The 13,118-nt window shown below is 68.8% G+C and carries 10 protein-coding genes; 3 read left to right on the forward strand and 7 right to left on the reverse strand.

What is annotated here, in order from left to right; genetic code table 11:
* Nucleotide 1: 1 nt before the first annotated feature.
* The 3 genes from GF068_RS45945 to GF068_RS41540 all read right to left on the reverse strand — a co-directional run bounded on the left by GF068_RS45945 (nt 2) and on the right by GF068_RS41540 (nt 5,531).
* On the reverse strand, nt 2-1,156 hold the full coding sequence (locus GF068_RS45945) for a DUF4215 domain-containing protein (protein ID WP_240808184.1): 1,155 nt from the start codon (nt 1,154-1,156) through the stop codon (nt 2-4).
* Nucleotides 1,153-4,476 carry a vWA domain-containing protein gene (locus GF068_RS41535; RefSeq protein ID WP_170319999.1) on the reverse strand — a complete coding sequence of 1,108 codons (3,324 nt, stop codon included), beginning with the start codon at nt 4,474-4,476 and terminating at the stop codon, nt 1,153-1,155. The genes GF068_RS45945 and GF068_RS41535 overlap by 4 nt, the downstream gene beginning before the upstream one ends.
* 212 nt (nt 4,477-4,688) lie before the next feature.
* Complete coding sequence (locus tag GF068_RS41540; RefSeq protein ID WP_338046781.1) at nt 4,689-5,531, reverse strand: NAD-dependent protein deacetylase; 843 nt, start codon at nt 5,529-5,531, stop codon at nt 4,689-4,691.
* A 72-nt stretch (nt 5,532-5,603) separates the two neighbouring features.
* Here GF068_RS41540 and GF068_RS41545 point away from each other — a divergent pair, with 72 nt between their 5' ends.
* Nucleotides 5,604-5,933, forward strand: coding sequence for an ATP-dependent Clp protease adaptor ClpS (locus GF068_RS41545; RefSeq protein WP_153825110.1), 330 nt, complete (start codon nt 5,604-5,606; stop codon nt 5,931-5,933).
* Between the two features lie 3 nt (nt 5,934-5,936).
* Here GF068_RS41545 and GF068_RS41550 read toward each other — a convergent pair whose 3' ends face one another.
* The 4 genes from GF068_RS41550 to GF068_RS45960 form a co-directional block, all read right to left on the reverse strand.
* On the reverse strand, nt 5,937-6,662 hold the full coding sequence (locus GF068_RS41550) for a PAAR domain-containing protein (protein ID WP_153825111.1): 726 nt from the start codon (nt 6,660-6,662) through the stop codon (nt 5,937-5,939).
* A 10-nt stretch (nt 6,663-6,672) separates the two neighbouring features.
* Entirely contained in the window at nt 6,673-7,119 is a 447-nt protein-coding gene (locus GF068_RS41555) for a DcrB-related protein (protein WP_153825112.1), read from the reverse strand.
* A gap of 11 nt (nt 7,120-7,130) precedes the next feature.
* Nucleotides 7,131-11,021, reverse strand: a complete 3,891-nt coding sequence (locus tag GF068_RS46760; protein WP_153825113.1) for a type VI secretion system Vgr family protein — start codon at nt 11,019-11,021, stop codon at nt 7,131-7,133.
* A 120-nt stretch (nt 11,022-11,141) separates the two neighbouring features.
* Nucleotides 11,142-12,125 carry a hypothetical protein gene (locus GF068_RS45960; RefSeq protein ID WP_170319995.1) on the reverse strand — a complete coding sequence of 328 codons (984 nt, stop codon included), beginning with the start codon at nt 12,123-12,125 and terminating at the stop codon, nt 11,142-11,144.
* 129 nt (nt 12,126-12,254) lie between these two features.
* On the opposite strand from GF068_RS45960, the gene GF068_RS46765 reads away from it, so the two are divergent.
* Nucleotides 12,255-12,674 (forward strand): DUF1801 domain-containing protein, encoded by a 420-nt coding sequence (locus GF068_RS46765; RefSeq protein ID WP_338046782.1) that lies wholly within the window; start codon nt 12,255-12,257, stop codon nt 12,672-12,674.
* Between the two features lie 115 nt (nt 12,675-12,789).
* Nucleotides 12,790-13,118, forward strand: a 329-nt coding sequence (locus tag GF068_RS41575) for a hypothetical protein (RefSeq protein ID WP_420814160.1), incomplete at its 3' end; no start/stop codon positions are given.

Genomic DNA, 13,118 nt, shown 5'->3' on the forward strand with positions numbered 1-13,118 from the left:
ATCACTGCAGGACGAGCTTCAGGCCGTACGGGCTCGGGTTCGTGGCGAGGGAGCCTCCGCGGATGCGCACGAAATACGCGCCCGCGGCGAGGTTCTGCGCGGACGCGGAGCCGCAGTTTCCGACGATGTCGTCGCCCGTCGCGAGCACGGTCGTGCCGTCGGGCGCGAGGATGTCGACGATCGTGTCGAGCGTCTTCGCGGCGCAGGCATTCGTGCCTTGATCGGTCGTGGTCGCCGTCAGGGTCGCCACCGGCGCGGCGAGGACCACGGACACCACGTCGACGTCGCCGAGCGGGCTGAGCACCCCGCTCCACGGCTCCGAGAACACGTCCGCGATTGCGGCCGTGCCATTCGGCTCGGTCTCGGTGATCTCGATCGAGCAGGTCGAGCTGCACCCGTCGCCCGCCGCTGTATTGCCGTCGTCGCATTCTTCGGCGGGTGTCTTTTCGCCATCGCCGCACACGTCCGCGACCGGGTCGACGCGCAACCGGTACACGAACGTCGGGGTCCTCGTGATGTCGGAGGCCACGACGCGCACGAAGTAGGCCCCGGGCGCGGCGCTCGGCAAGACGGCGCGTGAACAATACCCTTCGCCCCCGTCGTCGTCGCTCGCGAGCACGGTCGTCCCGTCCGCCGCGCGGATCTCGAGGAGCGTGTCGATCACGCCCGCCGCGCAGCCGCCGTCGCCGATATCGAGCACCCGGGCGACGAGGCTCGTATTCGCGGCGTCGACGGTGAAGGAGACGAAATCGACGTCCCCGGCCGGGTCGATCTTCGCGGGGAACGGGTTCTTGTACGCGCTCGCCTGGCCTGCGGCGTCGTTCGGCTCGGTCTCGCCCGGCTCGATGAGGCATTCGGCGGTACAACCATCGCCGGGATCGTTGTTTCCGTCGTCGCACTCCTCGCCGGGGTCGATGACGAGATCGCCGCAATAGGGTTCGGGCTTGCCGCCGCCCTCTCCACCCTCTCCCGCGGCGCCGCCTTGCCCTGCGGCGCCGCCTTGCCCTGCGGCGCCGCCTTGCCCCGCGGCGCCGCCTTGCCCGCCGCCGGAGCTGCTGCTCGTCGTCGGGTTGCGGCGCGGCGGCAGGCCCGCGCCCTCGCCACACGCGGCGAGGGCCAGCACGAAAAGACCAAGATGGAGCGTCGCTCGTTTCATTCGGAATCCGGGCACGAGTAGGTGATGTCCCAGCTCTTCACGATGGCCGCCGCGCTCTTGTTCGACGCCGGGTTCAGCGTGATCGAGAGCTCGAGGTGGCTCCGCCTGGCGCCCGCGGCGCCCAGCTCGTCGAAGAGGGAGACCGGGCACGGCGCCGGGCCGCCCATCGGACAAACCTGCGTGTCGGGTGAGGCTTGCGCCGTCGCGAGGGTCTCGAACGTCGCGGCGCCGAGGGCGGCTTGCGCGTTCGCCGTGCGCGCCTTCCAGACCACGTTCGTATCGGCCGCCGTGAGGGTGTCGTAGGCGAGGAAGCCCCATTGCACCTTCGTCCCCGGCGGGCAATCGGCCTCGTATTCGTACGTGAACGTCGCCGGGTCGTATCCGCCGGGGCAGCCGAGGTCGACGGCGAGCTTGGCGCCGGTGTCCCCGAGGACCGTCTGGCACGTCGAGGGGCAAAGCTTGAGCTGCGCGGGGTTCGCGGGGTCGTCGTAATACCAGCCCGCCCCGCAGGCCGCCGCGGAGCCGACATTGCCGAGCAGCACCGGCGCGCCCGCGCTCGGCGTGAACGTGACCTTCGCCGCGCTCGGATCGTAGACGCCGCCGCTCGGGACCACGAAATCGCAGGAGAGAGTGTCGCCCTTGATCTGGATCAGCGCCGAGAGCAGCTCGTTCTCGACGTTGCCGCCGGGCGCGACGAAGAAGCCCTTCTGCGTGCCGCCCTTCGACGCGATCTGGTTCATGAAGCTCTGGTTCGCGCCCTGGATCCCGATGGCGTACGTCTTGACCCCGTGGTCCTGGAAAGCGGCGCCCGCGAGGTTCGAGATCGCGGTCTCGCTCTCGTTGCAGCCGACCGGATCACCGTCGGTCGCGAAGACGACGAACGCCTCCTCGTCCGGGTGGTTGGCCTTGTACTCGATGGCCCATTGCGTGGCCCCGTCGAGCGCCGGATACATGGGCGTGTTGCTGCCCGGCGATTTCGCGTCGAGGGCGTCGACGAGCTTCTTCTCCTGCGCGTCGGCCGGCGCGGACTGGAGCGAGAGCACGCCGACGTCGACGAGGGGCGCCTTGCAGGCCGTGGCGCTGCACGAGATCTCGTTGCAGCCATTCACCGGCTGGTTGTCCGCCCAGAACCGGAGCGCGACGCCGAGGCCGGCCGAGCCCGGATCCTTGAAGAACTTCTTCAGCGCCTTCACCGTGGCCGTCCAGCGCGTCTCGCCGCTGCCGACGCTCGTCGTCATCGAGCCCGAGCGGTCGAGCGCGACGAACATGTTCACGCGCTTGACGGTCGCCGTCGTCGTATTCGAGCAGCTCGGCGAGCCGCAGGCGACGTTGGGCGCGAATGACGCCCAGTTGTCGAGGCACTGGCACTCGGGGAGCTGCGTGTATCCGCCGTGGCTCGGTGGGTTCACCATGAGCTCGCGCTTCGAGCCGCCGAGGTTGCAGCTCGCCGCCGGGACGTTGATACATTTCCCGGGCGGGATGGGGCTCGGCGTGGTGCAGCTCTGCGCGCCCGCGACCGCCTGGTTCGGGTTGCATCGGCCGAACTGACCGGAGCCCGCGGGCAAGCTCAGGATCTTCACCCCCGCGGGCACGACGGTGTTTCCGTGGTTGCACACGGGCACCGAGCCGTCGCAGGGGACGCCGATCGACATGTCGTGGCCGGCGCAGTCCGGATCCGTTTGGCCGGGCAACCAGGGCACGCAATCACCCTTCACCGGACAACCCTCGCCGCAGAGCGTCTTCACGCGGTCCACGCAGAGGTTCGTCCAGGCCACGTCGCAGCAGTCCGGCAGCTCCTGGCAGATCGTCGCGACGCACGCGTCGCAGGCGGGGTCGAGCTTCTCGCCCGAATCACACTTGTTGTGGGAGCAAGGCGGATCCGGGTAACATTTCGCGCCGCAGACGCTGTCGACCATACCCACGCACGCGCCGTCCCACTGGAACGGGCCGCAGGATTTGCCGCAGACGCTCCCGACCTTGTCCACGCAGGACGTGGTCCAGCTCGCGTCGCAGGACTCGCCGCAGAGCGTGTCGACCTTGTCCACGCACCGCTGCTTCCAGCCCGAGCTGCACGAGTTCCCGCAGACGCTCTCGACCTTGTCCTCGCACGCCTGCGACCATTTCGGCGACGGGCACTTGTCGTTCTGCTGGCACACGCTGGCGACGAGGTTCACGCACTGCGAGTTCCACGCGTTGCCGTTCCCGGTGCAGCAGCTCGGCTTGACCGTGCAGACCGCGGCCACGCAAGGATCGCAGTTCGTGTTCAGCCTGGAGCCCGTCGAGCAATAGTCGTGCGCGCAGGCGACCGAGCCGGGCGTGTCGTCGCAACATTTCGGATCCGCGGCGCAGATCTTGTCCACGCACGGGTGACAGCCCTTCTCGAGCGCCGCGCCCGACGAGCAGTAGCCGTGCGAGCAGGTGCCGGTCGAGGAGATGTTGCAGCACTTCGGGTCGTCCTCGCAGATCGTCGTGACGCAGGAATTGCAGGCCTTGCTCAGCGAGCTGCCCGTCTTGCAGTAATCGTGCGAGCAGGAGCCCCACGTCTTCAGGCCGCAGCACCTCGGCTCGACGTCGCAGATGGCCGTCACGCACGGATCGCAGCCGTCCGTGAGCTTCGTGCCCGTCTCGCAATAATCGTGCGCGCACGACCCGCCGTACGTCGCCTCGCAGCAGGTCGGGTCGATCCCGCAGATCTCGTCGACGCAGGGATCACAGCCGTACGCGAGTGGATCGCCGACGGCGCACTTGTTGTGGTTGCAGGTGCCGAACACCGGCGCCGAGCAGTACTGGTTGAACTGGCAATCCGCGCCCTCGTCGCAGGGCTGCCCGATGCCCTGCTCCACGAGATCCGGGGGATAGTCCCCGACGTCGCCCGTCTGCCACGAGAAGATCGGCGTCTGCGAGAATGGCTTGAGCCCTCCGGGCGGATCCTCGTCGAAGACCTGGCAGGAGGGATCACAAGGGTTGTTCGCGCAATCCGCGAGGGCCCCGCTCGTCGGGGCGGAGGGCTTCTCGTTCGAAGCGGAGCCTCCCGGCGCGAGCGCCGCCTCGTCCTCCTGGCAAGGGCCCCACGCGCCATTCTTGCAGATATGGACGCCCTTGAAGCACGACACCACGCCGTTGTGCTCGCCGAGCTGCACGGTGCACGTCTTCTTCTGGCCCTCCTGGCAAAGGATGGGCGCCCCCCCTGTGCCCTCGCCGCCGTGCCCGCCGCCGCCCTCCCCCTCGCCGCCGGCGCCATTGTCGCCGCCCATCGACGGATCCGTCCCCCGGGGCGGCAGCTCGCCTCCACCCTGACTGCAGGCGACGAGCAAGGACATGAAAACCACCACGAAACTCGCGAGCCCGAGCGAGCCTTTCGCTGACGGTCTTCTCGCCGTCCTGCGATGATGAATCATGGTAAAGCGCCTCCAGTGCCAACCTTCCATAATGCATGAAGTGGTTCTGGAATCAAGCGCTTTGGTCGGTCGAGTTACCAGTGTGAGCCCGACCGGGAGCCCAGGCGGCGTGTGCGCTCTGTCGCGGCTCGAGGTTACGCGCCGAGCGTCGAAGCGAGCCGCGGCAAGAGCTCCCCGAGGCGCGCGTCCACGCGCACCGCCGCGTGCGCGTCGCCCCGCGTCGGCCCCAGGTTCACGATGGCCACGGGCACGCCACGCTCGCTCGCGCGCCGGACGAATCGATACCCCGAATACACCGTGAGCGACGAACCCACGACGAGCAGCACCTCCGCCTCGTCGAAGAGCGCCCACGCCGCCTCGGTGACGGGCGCGGGCACGTTCTCGCCAAAAAAGACGACGTCGGGCTTCAGCGTGCCGCCGCAGCCGAGACAAGCCGGGACGTGAAAATCGGCGAAGGCGTCGTGCTCGAGGTCGGCGTCGCCGTCGGGCGCGAGGGCCGTGCCCCACTGGTAAAACGAAGGGTTCTCCGCGATGAGCCGCTCCTGCAAGGACGCGCGAGGCTCGATCACGCCGCAGCCGAGGCAACGGACGCGGGCGAGCGCGCCGTGCAGCTCGATCACTCGTTCGCTGCCCGCGGCCTGGTGCAGCCCGTCGACGTTTTGCGTGATCGTCCCTGCGAGGCGTCCTGCCCGCTCCAGCGCGGCGAGCGCGACGTGGGCCGGGTTCGGCCTCGCCGCGGCGATCCTCGGCCAGCCGTTCATGCTGCGCGCCCAGTACCGCGCCCGCGCCGCGGGATCGTGGATGAACGCCCGCGCTTGTATGGGATTGCGCGCGCGGCGCGCGGTCTCGGGGCCGCGGTAATCGGGGATGCCCGACTCCGTGCTCATGCCCGCGCCCGCGAGCGCGACGGCCCGCCGGCCGGCGAGCAGCCGAGCGAGGGGCTCGGCGAGCGCGAGGTCGATCCCTTCGGAGGCCACGCCCCAGCGTAGCGCACGTGGTGAGCCGAGGCTTGTGGAGGGCGGGCGCGCGGATAAGATCCCGCGAGGCCCATGGCGAACGACCCGAAGCGGCGCGAGGACACGGACTCCGATCTCGCCGTCGCGCAAAAACGCAAGGTCGAGAAGGCGAAGCGCTGGCAGGTCGTCTTCCACAACGACAACTACACGACGAAATGGTTCGTCGTCGACGTGCTCGTCCGCTTCTTCCACATGGATGAGACCTCGGCGCTGAGCTTCATGCTCGTCGTGCACAACACCGGGCGCGGCGTGGCCGGCGTCTACACGAAGGACATCGCCGAGACGAAGGCCAAGCTCGTCCAGGAGCACGCGCGCGAGTACGGCATGCCGCTGCGAGTGACGGTCGAGCCGGACGACGACTGAACGCTATTTCCCGCCGCCGGAGAGCAACGCGCCGCCGAGGATCCCTTCGAGCGCCCCGCCCACCGAGCCCACGAGATCCCCGACCTTGCCGAGCGTCTCGTCGACGGCCCCCGTGACCTCGTCGGCCGCCGCCGAGACCTTCTCCGCGCCCGTGGCGAGCGCCGCGCCGAGCTCGTTCAATCGCTCGATCGCCCCCGTCTTCGTGAGCACCGCGCCGAGCACGACCGCGCCGAGCGAGCCCGCGAGCTCCTCCAGCGATACCAGCTTCGGCGCCGCCGCCGCGCCGCCCACGACCACGGTCTTCACCCCGTCGCAGACCGTCGCCCCGCAGCTCGTCTTGTCGCCGACCCGCACGAGCTGTTTCCCGCGCACGAGCACGCTCGGGCTCCCTGCGATGATGGGCTGCGCGACGTGCGGCCCGCACGGCTGGGGCAGGGAAGGGGCGAGCACGGCCATCTGACCCGGCCCGAGCATCACGTCCGGCGCGCCCGTGGCCACCACGCCCGTCGTCAGGATCGGGACCATGTCCACGAGCGAGATCGACGTCCCCGCGGGCGCCGCGCCCATCCCCGCGCCCAGGCTCGCCGCGCCCGCGCCGCCGAGCCCCGCCGGCCCCACGACCGCGCTGCCGAGCGCCTGCGCGACCATCGCCCCGCTCGGCGTCACGAGCGGCATCGCCGCGTGCGCGAGCCTCGAACCGACCTTCGCCGCGAGGTGCCCCGTGCTCATGTACGCCTCCTCAAGCCTCCTCCCCCGGCCGGGGGAAGCGCACCGTCGACAGGATTCGATCGAAGAGCGGGTTCATCTGATCCGCGTCGACCCTCGCGGCCGTCGCATTGAAGCAAAACACCGTGCGCCGCCGCCCGAGGGCCATCGCGAGCCTCTGCTCGAGCTCGCCGCTCTGCGCGCGCCACGTGAAATGCAGCTCGATCCCCGGCTGCCCGCCCAGCGTGCGCTCCCTCCGGTCCTTCAGCTCGAACCCCTCGAGGCGCTTGCCGAGCTCCGCGAGCTGTTTGTCCGCGTAGGACACGAGGGTCTCCTCGGGGGAGAGCACGTCGCGCGTCATGACCACGTTTGGCGCGGTCGATTGTCCGGGCCGCGGCGTGGCGGCGAACGCCACCATCGTCCGGTCTTCCCAGTGGCGGGGTACGTCGAAGGAGACGTCTCGGCTCTCGTATCGCGACATTCGCTCTCTCCTCAGATGACCGCGGCGCGCTTCACGAAGGCCTCGGCGAGCTCGCCCCAGGGCCGCTCGTAGACCACGTAGCCCTTCTTCGTGAGGGTGTGGACGAACGCGTCGTTCGAGGAGAACCCGTTCATCTGCGCCTCGACGAGGTGCGCCTCGAGCTCGGGGCCCGAGACCGGCATCGCGCCTTGTGTCTTCATCACGAAGAGCTGCCCCTCGCCCGGGCTCTGCAGGATCGTCGCGCCCTTCGAGCCACCATTCAGCGCGGAGGCCACGTCCTCGCCCGTGAACCCACCGGCGCGCGACACGAGCTGCCCGAGCGATTGCCCCTCCGGCGCGGCGCCTTGCCCGAGGTTCAACTGCGGGCCGGCGAGCGCATTCGATCCGCCCGACCCATTCCCACCGCCGAGCGCATTCTGGAGCGCCTGCTTGGCTTGCCCGAGCGCGTCTCCTGCTTGCTCGCCGCTCGCGCCGACCGCGTCGCTCGTCGCCTCCGCGGCGTCCTTGCCCTTGCCCGTCAGCTCGCCCCAGAAGTCCTCGGCCTCGTCCTTGATGTCGCCCCAGGCCTCCTTCGTGTCGCCCTTGACGTCCTTCCAGGCCTCTTTTGCGTCCTTCCCGGCCTGCTTCAGCTCGTCCTTCGTCTGGTTCCAGGTCTCCTTCGCCTCGACCTTGGTCTGCTTCCAGGCCTCCTTGGCCTCCTCGACCGTCTGCTTGGCGTCCGCCTTCGTCTGGTCCCAGGTCTCCTTCGCCTCGGCCTTGGTCTGCTTCCAGGTCTCCTTCGCCTCTTCCCAGGTCTGCTTCGCTTCGGCCTTGGTCTGGTTCCAGCTCTCCTTCGCGTCGGTCTTGACCTCGTTCCACGCGGCCTTCGTCTCCGCGACGAACTCCTTCGGGATCGCCTTCACGTCGGCGATGAGATCCTTCGCGTCCGCGATGGTCTGCTTGACCGTCTCCTTCGCGCTCTCGATCTGGCCCTTCACCTCATCGACGACGGCCAACGCTCGCGCCTTGACCTCCTCGACCTTGGCCTTCGCCTGGGCCTTCCACTCCTCGACCTTGCCCTTCCACTCCTGGACCTTCTGCTTGACCTCTTCCTTGGCGCCCTCGATCCGCGCCTTGAGCTCCTGCACGCGCGCCTTCGCGGCCTCGACCTGCGTCTTGGCCTGCTCGATGATCTCGCCCGCCTGCTTCTTCATCTCCTGGAAGCGCTCGACGGCCTGATCCTTCAGCGCGATCACGCGCTCCTTGATCTCCTTCACGCGGGCCTTGGCCTGCTCCTTGAGATCGTTGATGCGGCCCTTGATCTCCTCGATCTTGGCCTTGGCCTGCTCCTTCACGGCCTCGACGCGGCCCTTGATCTCCTCGATCTTGGCCTCGACCCGCGCCTTCGCCTCGGCGAACTTCTCCTTCACCTCGGCGACCTTGCCGAGCACGGCCGCCTTCGCCGCTTCGAGCTTGCCCTTGAACTCCTCGACGATCGCCACGGCGCGCGCCTTGGCCTCCTCCAGCTTGCCGCGCAGCTCCTGGATCTTCGCCTGCACCTGCGCCTTCGCCGCCTCGAGCTTGGCCTTGACCTCCTCGAACTTGGCGATGGCCATCTGCTTCGCGGCTTCTGCCCGCGCGCGCAGATCCTCGACCGCGCCGCGGATCTTCTCCTGCACGTCCCCCACGACCTCGCCGGCCCGCGCGCGGATCTGATCGATACGCTCCTGCAGCTTCTTCTGCTCGAGCGCCACACGATCGAGGATGTCGTCGACGATCGCGCCCGGCACGTCGAGCACCTTGTCGATCGCCGCCTGGATCTGCTCGTTGATGGCCTCGGGCATGATCAAATACCCCGGCGCGTCCGCGATCGACGCGGGTGGCTCCTCGAGCAAGCGCCGCAGCGCGCCCTCCACGGCCTCCTCGTCGAAGCCGCCCGGGATCTCGTCGAACACCTTCGCCGAGAGCGCCTTCGCCGCGTTGTTCACGGCCTCCGGGAACGCGAGATCCGCGAGGTTGATCTCGGCCGCGCCGAGCGACATCGGCACGGGCGAGCTCGCGCCCGCGGTGTTCAGAAGAACGTTCGGCGCGCCGTCGATGTGCACCTCGCGCCCCGCGAGCCCCGCGAGCCCTGCGGCGCTCACCTTGATGCTGCCGCTCGCGTCGAGGAAGATATCGCCGCCCGCGATCGTGAGCGACGCCTTGCCCGTCGAGAGCACGACGCGATCCCGCGACAGCGAAGCGCCCGTCTCGCCGACCTGGATGTGGCACTCGCCGCCGACGACGAGCACGTCGCTCCCCTCCACGCGCGACGTGCGATTGCCGACGACGTGCAGCGCCTGATCCGCGCCCACCTTTCGGCTCTCGCGCTCGCCGACCTGCACGTCGAGATCGGTGCCGACCTGGAGCGTGTGTTTCTCCCGGACGATCTCCTCGCGGTCCTTCTGCGCGTGCATGAACACCTTCTCGCGCCCCTTGGCGTCCTCGAAGGTGATCTCGTTCGAGCCGCCGGATCCTGGCGAGCTATCGCTCTTCCACGAGGTCTTCGTCTTGTGATCGGGCAGCTTGTACGGGTGCGGCGAGGTGCCGTTGAAGACGCGGCCGACGATGATCGGCTGGTCGGGGTCGCCCTCGAGGAAATCGACGAGCACCTCCTGCCCGACGCGCGGGATCGCGACGTTTCCATACCCGCGCCCCGCCCAGACCTGGCTCACGCGCATCCAGCACGAGCTCTCGCCCTCGTACTTGCCCTCGCGATCCCAGTGGAACTGCACGCGCACGCGGCCGTACTCGTCGACGTGGATCTCCTCGCCGGGCGGGCCGACGACGACCGCGCTTTGCAGACCGCCCATGCGTGGCTTCGGCGTGACGGGCGCGGGCCTGTACGGATCGTCGGCGAACACGGCCATGCCCGTGCTCGACCAGTCGCCCTCGCTTGTCCCTTCGAGCGTCCGTTGCACGAGCAGCAGGCGCTTGTCCGGGGCGAGATCCTCGCGCGGATGCGCCTCCATGCAGAACACGTCGCCCGGCGAGAGGCCGAGCGCGGTCGTCTGGAAATGCACCTTGCGCCGCCCCTGCCGCATGCCGTCGAGCCTGCGCGCTGCGAGCGCCTTCGCCTCGCGCTCGTCGACGCGCCCGGGATCCACCACGAACGCGCCGGGCACGTAGCTGTAGCTCTCGTATCGATCTTCCATGTCGATCGTCGACTTGGCCTCGGCGATGAGCTGGAAGTCGGGCCGCCTGCGGAAATCGTGATCCCGCAAGGTCATGCGGCCCTGCCGCACCTGATGCGAGACCTTCACGTTCGTGATCGCGTCGCGTGACTTCGCGTGCTCGAGGTTGTTCACGTAGAGCAGCGGCGGGCCGGCTTCCCGCACGGCGGGGTCGAGGACGAGCACGAGCTTGCTCGGCGTCTCGGTGCCCGGCTCCGGCGGCCGGAAGTGATAGCTGATGCCTGCCTCTTCGAGCAGCCGCGAGAGGAACGTGAAGTCGGTCTCGCCGTACTGCACGCGGTACTCGAGCCTCGGGAACGTGGCCGCGTCGAGCTCCATGACGGGCTCGATCTCCCAGTCCGCGAGCAACTTCTTCGTGATGTCGGGGATCGACAGGTGCTGGAAGATGCGCTGATTCCTGCGCTGCGAGGTGCGCCAGAGCGCCGGCACGATCCGCAGGAAGTACGTCGAGAGCCCGTCCGGCTCGACCTCGATCTGCTCGGCGTACTGCACGACGCCGGTCCAGGCGAGGCCCCCCGCGACCTTGAACCCGGCGCCGTTCCCGACGAGGGCGTCGAGGTCGATGTCCTCCTCGGCCGAGCGAGCCACGAGTGAGACGTCGAAGAGCGTCGACATCTCCTCGACGACCGAGAAGCTCCGCACGGAGAGGTTGATGTCCTTCGCGGCGAACCGAAGCTCTAGGTTTTCCATGGGACAGCGCCCGAAACGATACGCGAGGGGGAGGCGGGCGGGAAGGGGTGCCCGACGTCGGGGCCGGATCCTGTTCAGCGGGTGAGGGGGGCGCTCGACGTTCGTGGGCGGGAGCGCCCGTCAGAGGAAGAGGCGGCTCTGCGGGTCGCCGATCGCGAGCGACAGCTCGTAAATGGCTCGCCACTCCTCGTACAGGCGGAAGCGCAGGTGGTTGAGATCCGCCTTCGACTCCGGGAACCCGCCCTTCGAGTCGAGCTCGGCATTCGCGACGTAGGCGACGAGGACGTTCCAGAGCAGCCCTGAATCTGTCTTCGTCTGGGGCACGTTCCGCATGATCTCGTAGAGGTCCTCGAGCGGCAGCGCCGTCAGCCTCTCGATGGTCCCTTGGTGCCCTCCGGACGCCGAGCGGAGGGCGTCCTTCAGACTCCAGGGCTCCTGGAACATGATCTGGTTCATCTGGGCGATGCACGAGAGGTAATTGAAGGTGGCCCCGAAGTGGTTCATGGCCTTCTCGCGATAGTGGAACGACACGCGGAGGTAGACGAGGTGCACCGCCAGGTTCTCCTGGTCGGTGGGGGACGGCGCGGCCCCCACGGGCACGGTCAGATCGAGCGTGAAATCGGTACTCTTGAACCAGTCCGGCGCGTACCCCGATTCGAGCACGTAATGCTTCAGCACCATGTCGATGAGTCCGCCGCTCTTCCTGATGTCGTGCTCGGCGAGGAGGCGGAAGAAATTCGGCGTGCCGTCGTAGATCTTCCGGAAGCCGCGCTGGATGCTCGTGATGAGCGCGCCGTCGTCGTTGGTCCAGGTGTTGACCGAATAGCGGCGCTCGCCTCGCGGCGTCACGTACGTATGGAGGGCGTGGGTGGTCTGGGAGAAGTCGGTCAACTTTCCGCCTTTGACGTTCACGTGGAAGCGGCACGTCGGCGAGCCGCGGACCTCCACTATTTCCATGCGCTGCACGGCGCCGGCCGGCGCCCCGCGCGGCGCGGCGACCTTCGCGGGGTGCGGCGCCTTGCGCTGGAGCACGGTGGCGGGGTGCGGAGCCTCGCGCTGGAGTACGGTGGCTGGGTGCGGCGGCGGGGTGGGTCGGCGGTACATGCGCCGAGCACTATCCGTGGTCCGGCGGGAGAGACGCAAGTTCGGGGCGGCTCCCTGCGCGCGGCGAGGGACGCGACGAGCGCTTTCGACGCGAGCGGGGCTCGTGTAGGGTGTCGCGAGGAGAGACGCGTGGCATCGAAGAACCCCACCAGGACCCCCCAACGCTCCGCGCCCGCGGAGGGTGGCGTCGAGGCGTTCCTCGCGACGCTCGATCACCCCTTCAAGAGAGAGATCGTCGAGCTTCGCGGGGCCATCCTGGGGGCCGACGCGTGTATCGGCGAGGGCATCAAGTGGAACGCGCCGAGCTTCCGGACGTCGTCGGAGTACTTCGCGACGTTTCATCTGCGCGCGAAGGAGGGCGTGCAGATCATCCTGCACCTCGGCGCGAAGAAGCGAGATACGGCCGGCGTGTCGATTGCCGATCCCGAGGGCCTGCTCGAATGGCTCGGCAAGGATCGGGCGTCCGTGAGGTTTCGAGATGCGAAGGACGTGAAGGCGAAGCGCGCGGCGTTCGTGGACGTCGTTCGGCAGTGGATCGAGTACGTGTAGCGACCGCCTCGGATTCCGTTCCCGCTCTCGCCGCCGCCCCCCAGGGTTTTACCCAGGGCACGCGGGCAAACGTTCGTCTTGACCGCCCGGCGGGAGCGGGGGTAGGGTTGCACGCATGAAGCAGATCCTCCTCGCAAGCACGGTCCTCCTCGCAGTTTCGGTCTCGTCCTCGGTCGCTCGGGCCGACGACAACGCCAAGGTGGACGCCGCTCCGACCGAGCCTCCCAAGATCCCTTTCGCCTCCTACGATTCGGCGCGCGCGGTGCGTGCCCTGCACGTCGAGACGCGCAAGATCCTCAAGGAGGCCCAGGCCCTCGAGAAGGCTGGCAAGATGGACGAGGCCCTGGAGAAGTATCGGGACGCCTGGCGAGATGCGCCCTATGTCGAGATGCAAGCGGAGCTGGGGCTCGCGGAGGCGCGGGCCGGGCACATGCTGCCGTGCGC

The sequence above is a fragment of the Polyangium spumosum genome, from assembly GCF_009649845.1.
GTDB lineage: Bacteria > Myxococcota_A > Polyangia > Polyangiales > Polyangiaceae > Polyangium > Polyangium spumosum.